General features: G+C 42.0%; 23 protein-coding genes. 17 read left to right on the forward strand and 6 right to left on the reverse strand.

Features of this window, described 5'->3' with window-relative positions; all coding sequences use genetic code 11:
• Positions 1–42 precede the first annotated feature (42 nt).
• From ACFWMP_RS15440 to ACFWMP_RS15450, 3 genes are read left to right on the forward strand one after another with little or no spacing between them, the layout of a single operon-like run.
• Positions 43–1653 carry a response regulator gene (locus ACFWMP_RS15440; protein WP_379424150.1) on the forward strand — a complete coding sequence of 537 codons (1611 nt, stop codon included), beginning with the start codon at positions 43–45 and terminating at the stop codon, positions 1651–1653.
• Positions 1650–3434 carry a cache domain-containing sensor histidine kinase gene (locus ACFWMP_RS15445; protein ID WP_379424151.1) on the forward strand — a complete coding sequence of 595 codons (1785 nt, stop codon included), beginning with the start codon at positions 1650–1652 and terminating at the stop codon, positions 3432–3434. The genes ACFWMP_RS15440 and ACFWMP_RS15445 overlap by 4 nt, the downstream gene beginning before the upstream one ends.
• A complete protein-coding gene (locus ACFWMP_RS15450) occupies positions 3431–4420 on the forward strand; it encodes a substrate-binding domain-containing protein (protein WP_379424152.1) in 990 nt (329 codons plus the stop codon). Before ACFWMP_RS15445 ends, ACFWMP_RS15450 begins: the two co-directional genes overlap by 4 nt.
• A gap of 62 nt (positions 4421–4482) precedes the next feature.
• On the opposite strand, the gene ACFWMP_RS15455 is transcribed toward ACFWMP_RS15450, so the two are convergent.
• Complete coding sequence (locus tag ACFWMP_RS15455; RefSeq protein ID WP_379424153.1) at positions 4483–5367, reverse strand: LysR family transcriptional regulator; 885 nt, start codon at positions 5365–5367, stop codon at positions 4483–4485.
• Positions 5368–5699: 332 nt separating this feature from the next.
• On the opposite strand from ACFWMP_RS15455, the gene ACFWMP_RS15460 reads away from it, so the two are divergent.
• From ACFWMP_RS15460 to ACFWMP_RS15505, 10 genes are all read left to right on the forward strand, one after another.
• The gene (locus tag ACFWMP_RS15460) at positions 5700–6632 is read left to right on the forward strand and encodes a phosphate ABC transporter substrate-binding protein (RefSeq protein ID WP_379424154.1); all 933 of its coding nucleotides are present in this window, start codon (positions 5700–5702) and stop codon (positions 6630–6632) included.
• Positions 6633–6723: 91 nt separating this feature from the next.
• Entirely contained in the window at positions 6724–7626 is a 903-nt protein-coding gene (gene pstC / locus ACFWMP_RS15465) for a phosphate ABC transporter permease subunit PstC (RefSeq protein WP_042128137.1), read from the forward strand.
• Complete coding sequence (gene pstA, locus ACFWMP_RS15470; protein ID WP_042128135.1) at positions 7623–8519, forward strand: phosphate ABC transporter permease PstA; 897 nt, start codon at positions 7623–7625, stop codon at positions 8517–8519. The genes pstC and pstA overlap by 4 nt, the downstream gene beginning before the upstream one ends.
• Before the next feature lie 39 nt (positions 8520–8558).
• Entirely contained in the window at positions 8559–9335 is a 777-nt protein-coding gene (gene pstB / locus ACFWMP_RS15475) for a phosphate ABC transporter ATP-binding protein PstB (RefSeq protein WP_042188599.1), read from the forward strand.
• 120 nt (positions 9336–9455) lie between these two features.
• Positions 9456–10058 (forward strand): nitroreductase family protein, encoded by a 603-nt coding sequence (locus ACFWMP_RS15480; protein ID WP_076283615.1) that lies wholly within the window; start codon positions 9456–9458, stop codon positions 10056–10058.
• Between the two features lie 239 nt (positions 10059–10297).
• Positions 10298–10477 (forward strand): helix-turn-helix transcriptional regulator, encoded by a 180-nt coding sequence (locus ACFWMP_RS15485; RefSeq protein ID WP_042132222.1) that lies wholly within the window; start codon positions 10298–10300, stop codon positions 10475–10477.
• Positions 10478–10479: 2 nt separating this feature from the next.
• The gene (locus tag ACFWMP_RS15490) at positions 10480–10953 is read left to right on the forward strand and encodes a DUF6773 family protein (RefSeq protein ID WP_379424155.1); all 474 of its coding nucleotides are present in this window, start codon (positions 10480–10482) and stop codon (positions 10951–10953) included.
• A gap of 83 nt (positions 10954–11036) precedes the next feature.
• Entirely contained in the window at positions 11037–11753 is a 717-nt protein-coding gene (locus ACFWMP_RS15495) for an MBL fold metallo-hydrolase (RefSeq protein WP_379424310.1), read from the forward strand.
• 1 nt (position 11754) lies between these two features.
• Positions 11755–12327, forward strand: a complete 573-nt coding sequence (locus tag ACFWMP_RS15500; protein WP_379424156.1) for a TetR/AcrR family transcriptional regulator — start codon at positions 11755–11757, stop codon at positions 12325–12327.
• A 26-nt stretch (positions 12328–12353) separates the two neighbouring features.
• Entirely contained in the window at positions 12354–13046 is a 693-nt protein-coding gene (locus ACFWMP_RS15505; RefSeq protein WP_379424311.1) for an AlkZ-related protein, read from the forward strand.
• A gap of 71 nt (positions 13047–13117) precedes the next feature.
• Here ACFWMP_RS15505 and ACFWMP_RS15510 read toward each other — a convergent pair whose 3' ends face one another.
• From ACFWMP_RS15510 to ACFWMP_RS15520, 3 genes are all read right to left on the reverse strand, one after another.
• A complete protein-coding gene (locus tag ACFWMP_RS15510) occupies positions 13118–13300 on the reverse strand; it encodes a hypothetical protein (RefSeq protein ID WP_042128123.1) in 183 nt (60 codons plus the stop codon).
• Positions 13301–13521: 221 nt separating this feature from the next.
• Positions 13522–14751: an aminopeptidase gene (locus tag ACFWMP_RS15515; RefSeq protein WP_379424157.1), complete on the reverse strand. Its 1230-nt coding sequence runs from the start codon at positions 14749–14751 to the stop codon at positions 13522–13524.
• A 51-nt stretch (positions 14752–14802) separates the two neighbouring features.
• The gene (locus ACFWMP_RS15520; protein ID WP_379424158.1) at positions 14803–16035 is read right to left on the reverse strand and encodes an aminopeptidase; all 1233 of its coding nucleotides are present in this window, start codon (positions 16033–16035) and stop codon (positions 14803–14805) included.
• Positions 16036–16212: 177 nt separating this feature from the next.
• Here ACFWMP_RS15520 and ACFWMP_RS15525 point away from each other — a divergent pair, with 177 nt between their 5' ends.
• Positions 16213–16488: a hypothetical protein gene (locus ACFWMP_RS15525; RefSeq protein ID WP_379424159.1), complete on the forward strand. Its 276-nt coding sequence runs from the start codon at positions 16213–16215 to the stop codon at positions 16486–16488.
• A gap of 60 nt (positions 16489–16548) precedes the next feature.
• Here the strand turns inward: ACFWMP_RS15525 and ACFWMP_RS15530 are convergent, their stop codons facing one another.
• Positions 16549–17895, reverse strand: coding sequence for a TrkH family potassium uptake protein (locus tag ACFWMP_RS15530; protein ID WP_081393020.1), 1347 nt, complete (start codon positions 17893–17895; stop codon positions 16549–16551).
• A 161-nt stretch (positions 17896–18056) separates the two neighbouring features.
• Between ACFWMP_RS15530 and ACFWMP_RS15535 the strand changes: the two genes are divergently transcribed.
• Genes ACFWMP_RS15535 through ACFWMP_RS15545 form a run of 3 tightly spaced genes read left to right on the forward strand, consistent with a single transcriptional unit; the run spans position 18057 to position 19422 of the window.
• Positions 18057–18410, forward strand: coding sequence for a VOC family protein (locus ACFWMP_RS15535; protein WP_042193979.1), 354 nt, complete (start codon positions 18057–18059; stop codon positions 18408–18410).
• Positions 18411–18435: 25 nt separating this feature from the next.
• The gene (locus ACFWMP_RS15540) at positions 18436–18864 is read left to right on the forward strand and encodes a GNAT family N-acetyltransferase (protein ID WP_379424160.1); all 429 of its coding nucleotides are present in this window, start codon (positions 18436–18438) and stop codon (positions 18862–18864) included.
• A gap of 6 nt (positions 18865–18870) precedes the next feature.
• Positions 18871–19422, forward strand: coding sequence for a GNAT family N-acetyltransferase (locus ACFWMP_RS15545; RefSeq protein WP_379424161.1), 552 nt, complete (start codon positions 18871–18873; stop codon positions 19420–19422).
• A 36-nt stretch (positions 19423–19458) separates the two neighbouring features.
• On the opposite strand, the gene ACFWMP_RS15550 is transcribed toward ACFWMP_RS15545, so the two are convergent.
• A complete protein-coding gene (locus tag ACFWMP_RS15550) occupies positions 19459–20784 on the reverse strand; it encodes a hemolysin family protein (protein WP_340969830.1) in 1326 nt (441 codons plus the stop codon).
• Positions 20785–20789 lie beyond the last annotated feature (5 nt).

Below are 20789 nucleotides of genomic sequence, written 5' to 3' on the forward strand. Positions count from 1 at the left end.
CATTACATGTACTCGATGAGTCAATAGCTGAGGAGGTGTTGGATGTATAAGATTATTCTTGTTGATGATGAAGACGAGGTTCGTGAGGGGATTAAACAGAAGATAGCATGGAATAATCATGGTTTTGAACTTGTTGGAGATTTCGATAACGGCAGAGATGCCCTTGATGCAGTCGAACAGTATCGACCGGATGTGATTATTACAGATATTTGCATGCCCTTTATGGATGGACTAGGATTGGCTAAAGCTGTAATGGAACGATACCGGGACATGAAGGTCATTATCGTAACTGGTTATGAAGACTTCGAATACGCTAAACAGGCTATAACCTTGAAGGTGACGGAATATTTGTTAAAACCAATTAATGCTCGTGAGTTTGCCGAATATCTAAGCAAGATGAAGCAGGATTTGGATGAAGAGCATTTACAAAAGGCCAATATCGCTAAGCTTCGTATGCAATTAAATCAGAGCTTTCCTTTGCTTCGCGAACGTTTTCTGGAGAAGCTTGTTACTACTCGTATGAAAAACGACGAGATCGAGAATAAAATGAATTATTTTCATATACAGCTGCAGGGTGAAGCTAACCTTGCAATCGTAATCGATATAGAAATGGACAATCGTAGCCTGGATATTGCTTCTGATGCTGAGCTACTGCGCTTTGCTGCTTTTAACATTGTGCAGGAGCAACTTGAGAAGGAGCAGGGCGGTGTCGTATTTCAGACGAGAGATGGGAAATTCGCTGCGATATTATCAGGGGGTTCCGAAGAGATCGAAGTCATAACACAACTTCTTGCAGATCAAGTACAAACCAGCCTGAACAAGTACTTGAAGCTGACGGCAACCATCGGCATCGGTAGAAAATACGCTGATTTACAGCAAATTCCACAATCATTCCAGGAAGCGATTTCATCCATAGAATATCGATATCTTTTAGGCATAGATAAGGTTATCTCCATACAGGATCTTGAGTTCGGCAAAGGATTGGATCAAGCACATTTCTCTTCATGGGAAAAGCAATTCATATCCGCGTTGAAGACAGGTAAAGCATCAGCGATCTCAGAGGTCCTCTCAAAATGGTTTCAGGAGCTAAAGAGCAATAGCTCTTCTATAGAAGACTGCCGCAGTAGCATCTACCAAATGCTCGTTTCTCTAATGAACTATGTGGTCGATATCGGATTCCCAAATACAGAGCTTGTTTCGCATAATATGTTTGCTGAGGTTGCAGCCCTTAAGACTTTAGATGAAGCTAGGAATTATTTGGAGAGAACTTGCCATGAGTTGATACTCAAGCTATCGGAACAAAGAACAACCGTCAGAACCTCTCAGATGAAAGCAGCAGAAGCTTATATTCGGGAGAATTATTGTAATGACAGCTTTTCACTTAATGAGCTCTGCAGCCATATTTTTATGAGCATCAGTTATTTCAGTGCGACTTTTAAACAGCATACTGGAGAGACTTTTATTGAGTATTTGACTCGTCTCCGTTTGGAAAAAGCTAAAGAGCTCCTTACCGTCACACAGTTGAAGACTTATGACATCGCTGCTAGAGTTGGCTATGCTGATCCTCAGTACTTTAGTGTGATTTTCAAACGTAATGTTGGGATCACACCGAAGGAATATCGACAGCGACAGAAGGAGAATCTCCTTCTATGAAACCTCATCGCTTCTTCCGAAGTCGAAGTATTCATAATAATATCGCTATTTCTTTTTCCCTTCTTATTCTCTGCACAACTATAGTTCTGAGCTATACTTCATACCGACTCTCCTCAGCTGCCGTCATGGGGAATTCCGTAGCCTATACTTCACAATTAATAGAACAAGTAAAACTGAACATCGAGAATTATATTAGTAACATGGAGAGTATTGCTGCTTTGGTATTAACTAGTAGTGATCTTGAGAGATATGTAAAAGGTTCGAGTTCGGGACAAGATGGGAAAGTCAAAGATAAGCAGTTAGCCAGCCAATATCTTCGATCTGTCGTCCAATCCCGCACCGACATTTCTTCTATAGTGTATGCAAGCTCAGAGGGGATAACGGTTTCGGATCGACTGGACGCAGTTTTGAAACCGCTTCCTGAGTTGATTGCTCAAGAGTGGTATCTGCAAGCTTTGAACCAGACGGGAGTGGCTGTCTCCTCTTCACATGTGCAGCACTTATTTCAGGATGAATATCGTTGGGTAGTATCGATCAGTAGAAAGCTATCAGATACCTTTTCAGAAATGGAAGCAGATCGACAAGGTGTGCTACTTGTAGATCTTAATTACAGCGTTATTAACAATTTGTGCAAACAAATCGAACTGGGAAAACGCGGTTATGTATTCATCGTAGATCCGTCAGGGAGCCTAGTCTATCATCCTCAACAGCAGCTGATCTACTCGCAGCTCAAGTTCGAGCAATTGGAAACCGTTCTAGGGATTAAAAGCGGGTCGGTTACAGTGAACACAGGGAACGAGCAGAAGCTGTACACGGTGGATACAACCAGCTTTGGTTGGAAGATTGTGGGGGTGACCTATCCGGATGATCTGGTTGCTAACAAACAGCAGATGCAAGGTACAGCTGCCTTGTGGGGAGCAGTAAGTCTCATCTTTGCCATGGCTATATCTGTGCTTCTTTCGTACGCACTAACTAAGCCACTCAAGAATCTTGAAATAAACATGAAAAAGGCTGAACGCGGCGAGTTCGACATTCGTGTGGAAATTGAGAGCACGAACGAAATTGGCAAGCTTGCCCGAACATTTAATCTGATGATCATGAAGATTAAAGAGTTAATGAGCCAGATTGTGATGGAGCAAGAGATGAAGCGTGTGAGTGAGTTGAAGGCATTACAAGCACAGATTAAGCCCCACTTTTTGTACAATACGCTAGACTCGATCATCTGGATGGCAGAGACCGGTAAGATGGAGGAGGTGGTCGAAATGACCTCATCATTATCGAAGCTGCTGCGTTCTACGATTGGTGAGGGCGAGGAATTGATTCCGATCGTAAGAGAATTAGAACATATTCGACACTATCTAACGATTCAGAATATGCGCTATCGCCATAAATTCACATATTCGATAGAAGTGGATGAAGACATTCTTGAATGCAGTATATTAAAATTAGTCCTTCAACCCTTAGTTGAAAATGCGATTTATCATGGGATAAAGCATAATCCTGAGCAAGGGCACATCCTAATTAGAGGTAAAAGAGAGCAAAACGATATTACCATTCAGGTTATTGATAATGGTGTTGGTATGAATCCAGAGCAGATGAACAAGTTATTGCTTCAAAAGGCAGATTACAGGATTGGCAGTGGGGTTGGCGTCGCAAATGTGAACCATCGCATTCAGCTATATTTCGGGGACCATTACGGGTTGTCTTTTACGAGTGAAATGGAAGAAGGGACGACGGTCACTTTAAGAATTCCTGCGCTCTATGAGGAGGAGAGTCCATGAGCTCACTATGGTCGAAAATAGGCTTGTCTGCTCTACTGTTATTCTTCATTGTAGCGCTCGGGTGTGTAGGTTATCGTATGTTTATGAACGATCTTGATCCAAAGGTCAGAACCATTATCTACGTTCCTAAGACTATCGATACCAGTATTGAATTCTGGGAGGTAATGAAACAAGGGGTGGCGACTGCTGCCAAGGAATTCAGAGCAGATGTCCATACGGTAGGAACAGATACCGAGCTAGATGTAGATAAGCAGATTCAATTACTGGAACAGGCGATTGAGGAGAAGCCTGATGCCATTATTTTGGCTGCTACCGACTATTATCGTCTCGTTCCGGTTGCAGAGCAGATTAAGGCGGCTGGTATCACTCTTATTACGGTGGATTCGGGACTGAACGGCGGTGTATCGGAGAGTTTTATAGCTACAGATAATTATGAAGCAGGCCGTAAAGCAGCGCAGAAGTTGATTGAAAATATTCAAAGCGACGATCAAGTCGCCATTATGAATTTTGTACAAGGCTCCGCTACAGCTATCGAAAGGGAGAAAGGGGTTCGGGATGCTTTATCTCAGAATGGAGTTAATCTTGTGCAGGATACTCTTTACAGTAACGGATCTTCGAAGAAGGCATATCAATTAACTGTTGATCTTCTAAAGAATCAGCCACAACTAAAGGGAATCATTGGCTTAAATGAGCCCTCTACATTAGGTGCGGGACTGGCGATTATGGATATGGGCTTAAAATCAAAAGTGAAGCTGGTTGGGTTCGACAATTCCAGTAGTGAGGTTCAGTTGCTGGAGAACGAAACGATGCTGGGAACGGTGATTCAAAAACCTTTTACTATGGGGTACTTGGCTGTGAAAACTGCACTTGAAGTCGTTTCAGGTCACAAAGTAGCTCCTGTTATGGATACAGGCTCCGAATTCATCACGAAGGAAAATATGTACACAAGTGAGAATGAAAAGCTAATGTTTCCCTTTATAGAATAAGCAAATAAGAGCGCTCAAAACCATTTTGGCTTTGGGCGCTCCCTTTTATAAAATAGAAGGACCTATACGTTGTTTAATATATCGGCAAAAGATTGCTGCAATGGCGTTAATATATGATCTTTTCGCCAAGCCAGTACAAAACCACCGCTCTCAGGCAAAACTCCCGGTAGAGGAGCATAACAAAGACGACCTAACGCAAGTTCTGCTTCAATGCTAACTCTAGAACAAATGCCTACTCCATCTCCCTCGCTAACTAACATCTTTAGAGTTTCAGGTGAATTCAACTCGGATCGGTTCCACAAGCGAATATGATTTATTTCTGCCCATTGATCCGCAAATCCCCGTAAACAAGAACCACCCTCATACTGAATCCAAGGCTCAAGCGCGATCTGTTCTGGTGTTAACTTCTCTATAGTTGCAAAAGGGTGACTAGGGGCAAAAATGAGCACAGGCTCGTCGCGGACAACCAGCTGAAAGTTAAAGGATTCATCATGCCAATCAGAAGTGTGTAAAATAGCCATTTGAATTTCCCGGCTTCGGAGTCGTTCCTTTAACAAAGTATCACTTTGGATCGTCATTGAATTATTAATCCCAGGATATTGTTTCATGAATTGGATTAGCGCTTTAGGTAAAATATAAGTTGCAGGTATATAACTTGCTTCCAGCTTTAAAGTACCTTGTGTTGGTGAAGAAAACTGTTTAACAGTACGTTCAGCTTCGGCTGTAAGTGAGACAATCTTGAGCGCATATTGATAAAGGGCACGACCCGCATCTGTGAGCAGTACTCTTCCACTTCGATATTGGAATAAAGGCGTTCCAAATTCATTCTCTAGATTCTTCATATGAAAAGATACTGTGGGTTGTTTAAGGCCTAATTCAGCAGCTACATCGGTTACTTTCTTATATTTTTCAAGTAGGATAACGATCTTTAACTTCATAATATTCATGATTTTCCTCCGTACAATGATAAGTTGGATAACAAATTATATCTCTATTATAGATTAAATCTATACATATATATAGTTTCTATTGGTATTTTTATCGTTGGCTTTACAAAGTTAAGAAGTTTCTCTAACGAACGAGCTCTAGAATAAGAAGAGTCAGAGGGGCCAAGAAGCTCCGGACAACAACAATAACATATGCGTACAATGCACTTTTACAGTAAACAAGCATATGGGGGCCAAAGCTCCACAACACCATGTTAAAGCTTTCCAAGCCAGTTCCGTATGAACTGTATGAGGAAGCCGTGCTAACAAAACATTTAGGAGGAGACAAAACAATGCAATTCAAAAAATCTTGGGTTATGACTTTGGCTTTAACAAGCGTACTGGCACTTTCAGCTTGCGGTAATGGTGGGGCAAACAACACGGGAGGAAACGCTGTAGCTACAAATGAAGGTAGCGGCGCTAAAATAAGTGGTTCGATTCTAGCTTCAGGTTCAACAGCACTACAACCATTGGTTGAGCTGGTAGCCGAGAATTTCATGGATAAAAATGCTGGTGTGGACATTCAGGTTCAAGGCGGCGGTAGTGGTACTGGTCTTACTCAAGTAGCTGAGAAACAAGTAGATATCGGTAACTCTGACGTATTCGCAGAAGAAAAACTAAAAGATGCAGATGCAGAAAAAGCAGCAGCTCTTGTAGATCATCAAGTAGCAGTAGTAGCGATCGCAGCAGTAACTCATCCGGATGCTGGTCTGGACAGCTTGACTAAGCAACAGCTTATCGATATTTTCACAGGAAAAATTACAAACTTTAAAGAAGTTGGCGGAGCGGATCAAAAAATCCAAATCATCAACCGTCCAGGCAGCTCCGGCACTCGCGCAACCTTTGAAAGCTTTGCACTTGGAACTAAAACTGAAGATATCCCAGGATCGATTCAAGAAGATTCTTCCGGTACTGTTAAGAAAATGATCGGAGAAACTCCAGGGGCTATCGGTTATCTGGCTCTTTCATACCTTGACGATTCAATCAAAACACTTAGCCTTGATGGTGTAGAAGCATCTGTAGACAATGTTATTTCTGGTAAATATCCAGTATGGGCTTACGAGCACATGTACACAAACGGCGAACCAAATGAAACAGTAAAAGCATTCCTTGACTTTTTCTTGACAGACGAAGTACAAACAGGTGAAGTCGTTGAGCTTGGATACATTCCAGCAGTAAAAATGCAAGTTACTCGTGACGTTGCAGGAAATGTTACAGCTAAGTAATTCACTTCTAAGTAATTTGTAAGGATTAGAATCTCAAGTGATTAGAGGCGGATACATCTGCCTCTCTTTTCACTTTAGAAAGAGGGAGCAATTGAGGGTGAAACTAAAGAACTCACGCATCGAGAAACATCATATTGAAGATTTTGTGGGACGTACATATATGTCCTTCTGTGTACTGCTATTGATAACAATCATTGTATCGATGGTATATTTTGTGGCGTCTAAAGGTATTTCAACTTTCACAAGCGGTGATGTTAGCGTTACTGATTTTCTATTCGGAACAAAGTGGTCACCTGAAGCAGATACGCCATCCTTTGGTGCTTTTCCGTTTATTACTGGATCCTTCTTAGTTACTCTACTTGCAGCATTGATTGCTAGTCCACTTAGCCTTTGCGCTGCGCTGTTCATGACTGAGATTGTCCCAGGATGGGGCAAAAAATTGCTTCAGCCCGTAATCGAGCTGTTGGCAGGTATCCCTTCAGTTGTTTATGGTTTCATCGGATTAAGTGTTATTGTACCGTTTCTACGCAACAACCTGCCTGGTCAAGGCATCGGGGTAGCTGCAGGCGCGCTTGTGCTCTCGGTCATGATTCTTCCGACGATTACAAGCGTGGCTGCAGACGCGCTGGCTTCATTGCCGCAAAATTTAAAGGAATCCTCCTATGCGCTTGGTGCCACCCGGTGGCAGACGATCTCTCGAGTGATTATTCCGACAACGTTTCCTGCTATTATGACTGGTATTGTACTGGGGATGGCACGTGCATTCGGTGAAGCCCTTGCTGTACAGATGGTTATCGGGAATGCGCCATTCGTACCAAAATCACTCTTTGAATCAGCTTCTACCCTGACGAGTGTAATCACGCTTGGAATGGGGAACACAACCATGGGCTCTGCGCACAATAATGCTCTGTGGAGTATGGCACTGGTTCTTATGCTGATGACCTTTGTATTTGTCTTCTTTGTGAGACTGCTTGAAAGGAGAAATAAAATTTGAAGCCGAGAACCGTAAATAAAATTGCCACAAGCCTTATTGTGTTTTTCGCATTGCTCATCGTAGCTATTCTGGTTGGTCTATTAGGATATATCCTCTTTCGAGGTCTTAGTCACATTAGTTGGGATTTTCTATTCTCTGCACCGCAAAAAATTCGAGCAGGTGGAGGAATTGGCCCTCAGCTATTCAACTCCTTATTCCTTTTGGTACTCACGCTAATAATTACAGTACCTCTAGGACTGGGTGCCGGTATTTACATGGCTGAATATGCTCGTCCGGGAAAAATCACCGGCTTTATTCGCTTAATTGTTGAGGTATTATCTTCGTTCCCTTCAATCGTAGTCGGCTTGTTTGGTCTATTGCTGATTGTTAACTATTTTAATCTTGGCTTTTCCTTAATCTCTGGAGCACTGGCATTGACGGTCTTTAATCTACCGCTGATGGTTCGGATTACGGAGCAAGCTTTCCGTAGTGTTCCTAAGCAACAAAAAGAGGCTGGTTTTGCACTAGGATTGTCCAAGTGGAAAATCGTAACCTCCGTGTTGTTCCCAGTAGCATTACCAACGATTATTACGGGTACTATTTTGTCCGCTGGCCGTGTCTTTGGGGAAGCAGCCGCGTTGATGTTCACTGCAGGAATGAGTAGCCCAAGACTAGATTTCACTAACTGGAATCCACTTAGTCCGAACTCACCACTGAATCCTTTCCGTCCAGCTGAAACACTGGCTGTTCATATCTGGAAGGTAAATAGTGAAGGCCTTGCTCCTGATGCCGCGCAAATTGCTGCGGGAGCTTCAGCAGTACTTGTAATTATGGTGTTGATCTTCAACTTGGCAGCACGTTATTTCGGTAGATTTATTTATCGTAAGCTTACAGCTTCAAAAAGAATGAACTAATTCCTAAAAACTAAAGTAGAGATGTAGGAGGAGTAATCGATGGGAACGTCGGCAACAGCAGTGCGTGAATCTTTTCAAACCGAGGACCTGAGTATTTTTTATGGAACATATGAGGCAGTTAAGGGGATTAGTCTTCCTTTTGCTGAAAATACGGTTACTGCACTGATCGGCCCATCCGGCTGCGGTAAATCAACCTTTCTTCGTTCACTGAACCGTATGAATGACGAAATCTCCGGATCAACAACCAAAGGAAGCATCTGGATTGATGGCGTTGATATTAATGCTCCTGGCACAGACGTTATCAAACTGCGTCAGAAGATCGGTATGGTTTGGCAAAAACCCAATCCGTTCTATAAATCCATTTATGATAACATCGCCTTTGGACCGAAATACCATGGGGTGAAAGGAAAAAAAGCACTCGATGAGATTGTAGAGAGCAGCCTTCGTAAAGCAGCGTTGTGGGATGAAGTGAAGGACCGGTTAAAAGATTCAGCATTAGCTTTGTCCGGTGGACAACAGCAGCGCCTTTGTATTGCAAGAGCGTTGTCAGTTAACCCACAAATTCTACTCTTGGACGAACCAGCATCCGCACTAGATCCGGTTTCCACTGGTAAAGTAGAGGAGCTCATCAAGGAGTTAAAAGAAGAGCTACGCATAGTAATCGTGACACACAACATGCAGCAAGCTGCACGGATTTCTGATTATACGGCTTACTTCTATCTGGGATCCCTTATAGAATACGATAAGACGGATAAGGTCTTTACTAATCCAGAGAATCAAATGACACAAGAATATATCATGGGTCGTTTCGGCTGAAGCCTTTCAACATCGTTCCTTAGGGAACGGTGTTTTTTGTTTCAATTATTTGCAAATCGCAGATAGATACTGTATCATTAATGATAATGATTATCATTATTACTATAGGGAGTGGATCTCATGACACAAACTCAACCGACTCAAAAGAATAGCGTAGCTGAAGTAATAAGAGAAAGACGCTCTATTAAGCTTTTTAAAAAAGATCCACTGCCACAAGGTCTCTTAGAGGAATTGTTAAATGTAGCTGTATGGGCGCCGAACCATGGGGTGCGTGAGCCGTGGAGATTTATTGCTTTTCAAGGTGATGGTACAAAGTTCTTGGCTGAAGCGGCATTTGCTTTCGTGAAACGTGCTTTTTCTGATCCTGAAGTGGCTGCTAAGCGAAAAGAATATATCTCAAATATTCCTTTAACGTTAATTGTGGTGATGCCTGAGGATCCTCGGCAGAGAGAGTGGGATGAGGATTTTGCAGCAGCGTCAGCACTTGTGCAGAACTTCCAGCTAGCAGCTTGGGAGCAAGGTGTGGGAACGATTTGGAAGACAGATCCTTATATCAATAATCCTGAATTCCGTAACAAAATTGGTGTGAAGCCAGGAGAGAAGATCATAGCTATGATCCATGCCGGATACCCGGAGACTGTGCCAGACAGCCGTCCACGCACTGATGCTTCTGAACTGCTGAAGATCATTGATAGCTATCCAGAGAATGATGTAGTGGAATAAGCAGAAGGTTTTACGGTATTTGAATAATGAATATTAAAAGAATATATATCCGAAGCATCCGAAGGGGTGCTTTTTTGTTGTAAGTTTAAGCTCATAATGTCGTATGGTTGATAGAAATATCGCGATAAATGTTTATAGCAATATATAATGTACATAATGAATGATATTGATTACAATTTGGTTAAGTGGATGAATTTAAATAAGGAGGGAAAAGCGTGGGGGAGAACAAGAACATCAAGATGAAACTGGCCCGTATACAAAAAGATCTTTCCCAAGAACAGTTAGCGGAAGTTGTAGGGGTTACAAGACAGACGATTGGTCTGATTGAAGCCGGGAACTATAACCCAACGCTTAAGTTGTGCATAGCTATCTGCAAGGCATTGGATCGATCTTTAAACGATATTTTTTGGGAGGAATAAGGGTGAGCAGGACAAGGATTAAGGATGAGCGGATTATCAGCGAAATTCAGAAGTTTAGTACGCATGGTTTTATGATTGTGTTCGTGGGCTTTATGGTTAGTCTTTTGGTAAAAGTGTTTATTCTGCAATGGGACATTAAGTATTGGTTTGATACGTTTGTGATTGTGATGGCAGGGTGTTTGTATATAACTGTTCGTTCCGTCAAAAATGGAATATATCTGCTACCGAGTAAAGAAGGCGAAGGCGATGTAAGACGGTATAAGAAAATCAATTTAATTGGGGGAGCTGTCAGTACGTTAATATGGGCCGCTTTAATGTTCCTATCTGATTTTAGAGAAGCCGGGGAGTTGGATATTGCTAAAAGTATCATGAGCACCCTTGTGGGTTCCGTTATATTTTTCGTTGGGATAACATGGATTCAGTGGTTCATTATTAAAAGATCTAATAAAAATGCGGACAAAAGTCTAGAGGGTTAGTTGGGTGAAAAATTCACTCTTGTAAAACTAATGTGATTAGTTTATATTTAAGCTAATACCATTAGTTTTATGGAGGGGTAATGATGAGAGTAACGCGTGAAGGTCATTTATTACAGCTAACTTGGATGCCAAGAGTGTTTCCTGTGAATTGTTACATCATTGAGGAAGAGAATGAGTTGACTTTGATAGATGCGGCAATGCCGTTCAGTGTAAAAGGAATTATAGATACCGCAGCGAAGCTTGATAAAAAGATCACTCGTATTATATTGACGCATGCTCATGATGATCATATAGGTGCACTGGATGAGCTAAAGAGACAGCTTCCAGAGGCTCAGGTGTACATTTCAGAAAGGGATGCAGCATTGCTTAGTGGAGATCGTTCACTTCGTGAGGGAGAACCTCAGACTCCTATAAAGGGAGGCGTGCCCAAGAAGGTAACAACGAGACCAGATGTATTGCTCTATGATGGAGATACCATTGGTTCATTAACAGCAATTCTAACTCCTGGTCATACCCCTGGATCTATGTCTTTCATTGATTCACGAAGCGGCGCTGTTATCGTTGGAGATGCTTTTCAAACCTTCCGGGGAACCGCAGTTTCAGGAACCGTAATTCCTTGGTTTCCGTTTCCGGCTCTGGCAACCTGGAGTAAAGATCAAGCATTAAAAAGTGCAATTAAGCTTCTAGAGGCTTCCCCGACTATACTGGCTACTGGACATGGAGACTTACTTAGAGACCCAGTACAAACCATGGAGAAAGCTATTCATAAAGCACAAATGATTCAAGATAGGAGTAATTAAAATGTCACCTAGAGCAGGATTAGATCGTCGTACGCTAGTTATTGCAGCAGCAGAAATCGCCGATCATGAAGGGATAGAGGCCGTAACCTTAGCCGCATTGGCTAACAAATTAGGTGTTCGTTCTCCGTCTTTATACAATCACATTAACGGGCTACAGGAATTGCGCACACAACTTGCAATTTATGGGCTAGGGGAGCTTTCCAATGCAATGAACAACGCAGCTAAAGGCTTAAGTGGAGACGCTGCTGTACAGGCGATGGGGCGAGCGTATGTGGACTTTGCTAGAAGCCGACCTGGATTATACGAGACAACGTTGCGAGCCCCTGAACAGGCAAATACGGAGCTGGAAGCGGCAAGTGGTCATATTTTGAAGCTTATCATTCATGTGATGAAGGATTATCAATTGGGTGAGGAAGGAGAAATTCATGCAGTACGCGGGTTACGAAGCATTCTGCATGGCTTTGCCTCTTTGGAACAAAAGGGCGGTTTTGGAATGGCGCTTGATACGAATGTAAGCCTATCTCGGCTCATCAGTACTTATATTGCTGGGATCGGAAATATGAAGTCTAAATAATGGAGTACATAGGAGATGATGTTGTGATGTATAAGGGATATGAAGAGGAAAGTGTTATCACCTTTGAGGAAACTGCAGAAATCGTTACCAAGATTGGGATTTTGCCGCTTGCCACTCTGATTCCTGAGCACCCATCTTTAAATAGATTAACGAAAGCGGAGAATTGGCATACGGGTTCAGAGCTAGATCCATGGTCATGGCGTGTAAGGTTTCCTTCTGAAGGCCTGGCTGGATACGGTAAATTTGTTAAGAAGAAAGCTATCTTGGTCTCGAGGGAGTGGTTTCCAGCATTTGTGTCAGCTGTAGGAAGTACTAAATCTATAGAACAACGTTATAATGACGGATTGGCCAGCAGAGAAGCAATGACTTTACTGCAAATTATCCGTGAACATCAAGGGATTGATACGCGTATACTTCGTGTTGAAGCTGATATGAAGGCTAAAGAAAAGAAGACGGCTTATGATAATGCGGTTACGGAGCTTCAGGCATCGCTGGACATCGTTATTTCAGGTGTAAAAGAACGCCAAAATGCAGAAGGTGAGAAAAATGGCTGGAGCAGTACCTCGTTTGAGACTGTAAGCCACTGGATGGAAGATAACGGTCTTTCCTCATTTGAAGGCGATAGAGAAGAGGCGATAGCTTGGCTACATTCCAAAATGAATGGCATATGGTCGCCTTCAGCAATAGCCTGGACGAACAAAGCATTTTCATGGAAATAAAAACGGTTAACCACTACTCCCATGAGAGTGATTAACCGTAAGCGTTTTCTAATAAAATCATATCCATCACATTATTGTTCCAACATAGGTGCCAAGTAAGCAATCAGGAAATACAAGAATCCGAAAAACAGCATAACATAGGCGGTATATTTGATTGCATTAGATGCAACAATTCTTGAATCCACCGGTGCTTGAATTTCGAGCTGTTCTTCTTCAACGCTGTCAATTTCATTGGATATTGGGTCTCTCAACATGATAATCCCCTCCTTGGAAATTAGATCCTTAACTGTATTGTGACATATTTGTGAACGGAAATCAACAATAGTGTGAACAAATATTGAACTTTTATTCAAATTTGGGCTATTTATTTTCTGGATATCTAGTATGAAATAAAAAACAACCTGCTTTTGTCCTCGGAAGAGGAACCAAGCAGGTTGTTTGGCATTTTATTTATTCAATAGTTTAAGCGAACAATTTAAGCCCAATCTCCATCACGGAAGATAGGTACGGTTGTTCCATCATCCTTAATACCATCAATGCTCATTTCAGGTGAACCCATCATAAAATCAACATGTGTATGGCTTTGGTTCATTCCTTTTTCCTGCAATTGTTCTTTGGTCATTGTCGTACCCTCTTGAAGGGTAAAGGCATATGCTGCACCTAACGCCAAATGGCAGGAGGCATTCTCATCAAACAATGTGGTGTAATATAGAATTCCGCTCTCGGAGATCGGGGAGTGGAAAGGCACCAAAGCGACTTCTCCAAGATAAGCAGAGCCTTCATCTAACGCGATAAGGGAAGCAAGCGTTTCTGAACCTTTTTCAGCGGTGAAATCCGTTACTTTGCCGTTCTCAAAGGTAAGAGTGAAATTATCAATAAGATTCCCCCCATAGCTAAGCGGCTTAGTGCTGCTTACCTTACCATTCACACCAGACTTCAGTGGGGCAGTAAATACTTCTTCTGTAGGGATATTGGCTAGGAAAGGGACACCTTTGCCATTGACAGCTCCGGCTTGACACCAGATATGGCCTTCTGGTAGTTCAATCGTCAAATCGGTCCCTGGTGCTGTATAGTGCAGCTTGCGGAACTTATTATCATTCAAGTTAGTACAACGTGCTTTTAGACCATCTAAATGTTGACTCCATGCTTGAATAGGATCAGCCTGATCCGCACGTGTTGCTTTAAAGATAGCATCCCATAGCAAATCAATCTGCTGATCAGGTGATGCTTCAGGGAATACTTTTGCCGCCCATGATGATGATGGGAAGGCTACAATACTCCAGCTTACGTGATTCCCCATTAACAATTCACGATATGGAGCTAACGTTTGTCCAGAGATCCGCTGATTATCTGCAATTCTTCCTGATTCAACACCGTTCAACAGATCTGGATTCGTTGAAGTTATCGATAGAAATGCTGCACCTTTTTTAGCCAGATCTTCTAATTCATCTGCTTGCCATTGTGGCGGTTCCAAGAAGGAATCGGATGGAGCGAGGTCATAACGTGTACGTGTAACAACCTCGTCGCTATAATTAACCTTGACGAGCTTCGCACCCGCTTCATAGGCTTTGCGTACGACAAGACGCACTAGTTCTGCCGAAACGATGTCGGCATTTACAACAAGGGTCTGCCCAGGTTGGATATTAACCCCAATCTTCACTGCCAGCAACGCATAGTTCTCCAGTTTTTGCTTGAAATCTAACATAGTTTCAACTCCTCCCAATATCTCTAGTCTTTTATTTCATATTTGCAATAATTAGAACGCCCAGTTTCCATTCAGGAATACAGGTTCTTCTGTTCCATCAGCAGCAATCCCGTAAATATTCATCTCCGCAGAACCGATCATGAAATCCACATGGGTAACGCTATTATTCAATCCATGTGCAATCAGTTCATCCGGAGTCATATCTTTACCGCCTTCTAAACAGAAAGCATAAGCCATACCTATAGCTAGATGATTGGATGCATTCTCATCAAACAAGGTATTGTAATAAAGAATATTGGACTCTGAGATAGGGGACTTATGTGGAACTAATGCAACTTCACCTAGGTATTTTGCTCCTTCATCCATACTAATGAGGTGCTCTAGTGCTTCTTGTCCTTGCTCTGCACTAACACTAACAATTCGTCCGTTCTCAAAAGTAATAGAGAATCCATCGATAATGTTGCCGCCATGGCTAAGAGGTTTGGTGCTTCGTACGGTGCCATTTACACCAGTCTTTAGAGGAGCGGTAAATACTTCCTCGGTAGGCATATTGGCTACAAAAGAATGACCCTTAGCATTAATACTGTCTCCTTGTGCCCAAATATGGCCTTCTGGAAGTTCAATGCTTAGGTCCGTACCAGGTGCTATGTAATGCAGTTTCTTATATTTTTTTGCGTTGAGTACATTTGCTTTTTGATCTAAGGTGTCGAGATGTTCTTGCCATGCAGCTACTGGATCTTCACGATCAAGACGTACGGTGTGGAAAATAGCTTCCCATAGCTTACTTACACGTTCTTCAGCTGGAACATCCGGGAATACTTTATCCGCCCAAGCCTGACAAGGTACGGCAACAATACTCCAGCTAACTTTGTCGGACATTTGCATTTCACGATATTTGGTGAGTGCGGCTCCCCGTACTTTTTGATAATTTGAAATGCGTACAGGATCAATACCTTTAAGTGCATCAGGATCTTCCGCGATCACGTTAAGAATAGCTGCACCCTTCTCGGCGAGTTCGGTCATTTCACCTGCGTACCAAGTAGGAGGCTCAGTGAACACTTCTGGTGCAGCATGTTCAAACTGCTGGCGTGTAATGCTTGCATCACTCCAGTTCACCTTCACCAAGCTTGCTCCAATCGCATATGCCTTGGCGGTAATCATACGAACGAAATCAGCTGCAAGAATCGGTGCATTCACCACCAGAATTTGCCCTGGTTGAACGTTAACCCCAATTTGCACAGCTAAATCTGCATATTTACTAAGCTTTGCCTCGAAATCAGTCATCGATATTTCCTCCAATTACTAATAGTTTGGTACTTTACAAGTATTGTACTAAATTATTAACCGCCGGATGAAAAAAGTCAATTACATGGAATTTACAGTGTAAATTGAGGAATTACATTCATTTCAATGCTATACTGAGAGGGGAAATGATTTGATGAATGGAAGGAAGATTAACGGATGAATTTAGAGATCGTAAGTGCTGAAATGAGCCGTAAAGAGGATAAAAGCTATGTAGGGAGGACGATATTTACTCTCGAAAACCATAAGTCTCCATATGAGATCACTTTTTTCAGTACAAGAGGAACGGAATGGGATTACAGCCTAAGCTTTGCTGGTGAGCCTGGAAGTGAAGAGCAGTTCTTAGAAACTGACGCGCTACTTGAAAATGATGACGATGTATACAATCAATTGCTTGATGCCGCACTAGATAAACAAGAGATCGTTGAAGAGTAAAATATATAAGTGTTGATTGATACCAGCGGCAATATTCATTGCCGCTGGTTACATCTCGCCTTATCCGATTGTAATCTTACCTTCAGGATATCTGTAAAGTTCCTTACTACCCTTAGGTTTGAGTGCATAAGCTAAAGTAAGCGGACCTGTCCGACCCAGAAACATTAGAAAAATAATGAGCACTTTACCCGCCGTAGTCAATTCTGGAGTAAGTCCCATGGAGAGACCAGAAGTCCCGAATGCAGATACGGATTCAAAGAGTACAGCAAGAAAGTCAGCCTTTTCTGTCACGGATAACAACATCGTAGCGATGACCACTAACATTAGAGACATTAATGTCATCGTCACGGCTCTATAGACATTTTCTTTGGCGATCCGATGACGAAACATTACAATATCCTCTTTACCCCTTAGCCTTGCAGAAACCGCAGCCACTAGAACAGCGAACGTAGTAATCTTAATTCCCCCACCAGTAGATCCAGGCGCAGCCCCTATGAACATTAGCAGAATCATTAGAAATTGTGTAGATTCCCGCATCAGTGGAATTTCAATCGTAGTGACGCCACCTGAACGTGGTGTTATCGCTTGTAAAAATGTAGCCATCATCTTTCCACCTGCACTCAAGGGCTTCAGCGTAGAATTAAATTCTAGTAAGAAAAATAGAGCAGCCCCAATGACAATCAATATCATCGAGGTCGAAAGAACAACCTTAGAATGTAGAGTAAGCTTTTTACGTTTTGGAAAGTCAAAAACATCAGATAGAACGATAAAACCGACCCCTCCAAGAAAGATGAGGATCATTGAGGTGAAATTCACTATAGGATCATTTACAAAACGTGTAAGTCCACTAAAGGGCCCATGAATGTCACCGAATAAATCAAAGCCTGCATTATTAAAAATAGATATGCTGTGAAAAATTCCATAATATACAGCTTTCCCGAAAGGCATATCCATCATAAACCTACCGGCAAACACGATGGCACCTGTGAGCTGAATAACAAGGGAATAGATCAGAACTCTGCGGATCAACTGGACAATACCTTGCATGGAATTCTGGTTCATAGATTCTTGCATAAGAATTCGCTCTTTAAAGGAAATTCGTTTATTAAGGACCAAAGTAATCAAGGTGGCCATCGTAATAAAACCCAATCCCCCAAATTGAAATAATACGAGTAGAACAACTTGTCCAAAAGTAGTCAACTGTGTGCCCGTATCAATGACTGCCAGACCTGTAACACAGGTTGCCGATGTAGCCATGAATAATGCATCAATAAAAGAAATATGCCCTTCTACTGAGGCGACCGGCAAACTAAGTAAAAAAGTTCCGGCAGTGATAAGTATTACAAATCCTAGTGATAAGACTTTTGGTGGAGTTAATTTCAATCCACCGAAGTTCAGATTAGCCAATTCAATTCTCCTGTCATACGTGAAATTAGAGTAGTGCACACAAAATTATAACATAACTTGCCAGACCTTCCCTAAGTGGAGGGAGGTAATTGACATATTTTATCGAATTATTCTAGAATAACACCCTATTCTGCAACTTTAAAGAGGAGGCTTTCTTAATGGTGGTAAGTCCGATTCTGAATCAGATTGGTGCAGTTTTTATTCCGGTAAAGGATATTGAGAAATCCAAAGAATGGTATTGCCAATTGCTTGGTTTGCCTTTGGATGGTGAAGTATTATTCGGGCATCTATACGTGATCCCCATGCAAGGACCAGAAATCGTATTAGACAGCAAAATTTACACTTCTGAGTCCGTTCTTAATATCCCCTCTTTTCATCTAAATACCGAGGATATTGATGCTGCTTACGATTATGTGAAAGCAAATGGCGGAGAGATTCTTACGGATATCGAGCATGATCATTGGTTTAATTTTAAAGATCCGAATGGTAATGTTATCATGGTCTGCCGTTGTTAAGAACGTTTAAGAAAGGAATAAACAAATGATAAGAGAGGCTGTTTCTGAAGACGCATTGTATATTGAAAATTTATATCGAATGTTATTGCCTGAGCAGACAGCTATACAAGTGTCACCGGACCGACTGAAGCGGATAGCTGACAATACGGATAGTTTTCTTTATGTGTACGAAGAAGAAGGGGCTATTGTTGGGACGCTTCATCTTCATTTATGTATGGATGCTTTATGTGACGATCGACCCTTTGCTGTCATTGAAAGAGTCATCATATCACAAGAGGTGAGAGGGAAAGGTTACGGAGCGAAACTAATGAGATACGCTGAGCACGTAGCCAATTCTAGGGGCGCCCTTAAGATCATGCTATCGAGTGCGGTCAGAAGAGAGGATGCACATCAATTTTACGAGCATCTTGGATACAATAGCAGCTCCAGTAAGCTGTTCAAAAAGTACTTATAGCTATTTATGATTGGAAGTGATGATATGATGGTTACACTTAAAGTGCTTATACCAGAGGATGCAGAAGAATTACTTCGATTACAGCATCAGTTGGATCAGGAATCCAAATTTATGTTATTAGAGCCGGATGAACGACAATCCAGTCTAAATCAGGTCAAAGAGATGATCGAAAGCTTCGCTTTAGCAAATACTTCAATCCTTATTGGTGCTGAGGTTGATAACCATTTGATAGGTTTTATGTCGGTTAGAGGTGGAAATGTTAGACGCAATCGCCATAGTGCGTACATAGTCATTGGAGTTCTAAGACAGCATCAAGGTCAGGGGATTGGTACGGGGCTATTCAAAGAACTGGATGTATGGGCTAAGAATACTGAAATTGTCCGGTTAGAGTTAACAGTTATGACCCATAATGAGCTAGCGATGTCGCTATATATCAAAAATGGGTTTGAGATCGAAGGGACAAAGAGAAAATCACTTGTGATCGATGGTCAATGGGTGGATGAATATTACATGAGTAAGATTTTGATAAAAGAAAAAAGGATAGAGGATCAGATTTAATCTGATAACTCTATCCTTTTTTTTATGATTAAAAGCTTATGAATTCTCAAGCTCTGACGATTCAGTGTCACCAGTGGTCTCAATGATGACCTCAACCTTGCGTACACGGTATCTGTTCATTTCACGGATGATTAAGGTTACGTTGTCATGTACAATGCTTTTGCCAACGGCCGGATCTGGGATATGACTATATAACCAGCCTCCAATCGTTGTCACTTCCTCATGTTCGAAATCAAGACCGGTAAGCTCCTTGACCTCAATTAAAGATACCTTACCATCGAACAGATAATTTGTATCGCTTAGTTTCTCAACTTCTCTGCGCTCATCACCGTCAAACTCATCTCGAATTTCACCAACGATTTCTTCCAAAATATCTTCAATCGTGATGAGTCCAGACGTTCCGCCATATTCATCAAGCAGCAGGGCGATATGCACCCGCTCCAACTGCATACGTGTTAAAAGGTTCTTAACAGGTGTTACCTCAGAGACGGTTAGGACTGGCTGAATCAAGCCTTTGAAATCAAAATCAGGGTTATTGTCATATTGCAAATAAAGCTGTTTCGTATTAATCATTCCGATGATGTTATCCTTGCTACCTTCTGCAACCGGGAAGCGAGTATATTGTTCCTTACGAATAATCTCGAAATTTTCTTTCAATGAATGATTGGTGAAAAGACATACCATATCCGTTCGTGGAACCATGATTTCTTTGGCCAACATCTCGTCAAAAGTAAAGATACGGTTGACATAGCCATATTCAGCTTTATTGATTTTTCCACTTTCATAGCTTTCGGATAAGATCAAACGAATCTCATCTTCACTATGAGCGTCTCCATGCTCACTGGCAGGCTTCATCCCAAAAAGGCGAACAAGCAGATTTGCGGAACCATTCATAAACCAAATGAGTGGGTACAAAATTCTGTAGAACCAAATAATCAGCGGTGAAGTAATTTGACCGATTTTTTCCGGAATGTTTATAGCTACTGTCTTCGGAGCAAGTTCCCCGACAACGACGTGTAGGAATGTTGCAATGACGAATGCGAATAAGAACGCAAGAGGGTGACTCACACTTGGACTAATATTAGCCCAGTCGAATACCGGAAGGAGCAACTGCTCAAACGCTGGCTCTGCCAGAGCACCAATACCCAGTGCAGTGATTGTAATCCCGAGCTGACAAGCGGATAAGTACCCGTCAAGATTAGCAGACACTCGTTGTACAGCAAGCGCGTTCTTCTTTCCCTCGATCACCATTTGACTGATCTGACTACCTCTAAGTCTCACCAATGCAAATTCCGTTGCTACAAAAAAAGCGGTTAAAATGATCAAAATAGCCACCAACGTCAAACTAAGTCCTATACCCATATAAT

The organism is Paenibacillus sp. NPDC058367, from assembly GCF_042723305.1.
GTDB lineage: Bacteria > Bacillota > Bacilli > Paenibacillales > Paenibacillaceae > Paenibacillus_AQ.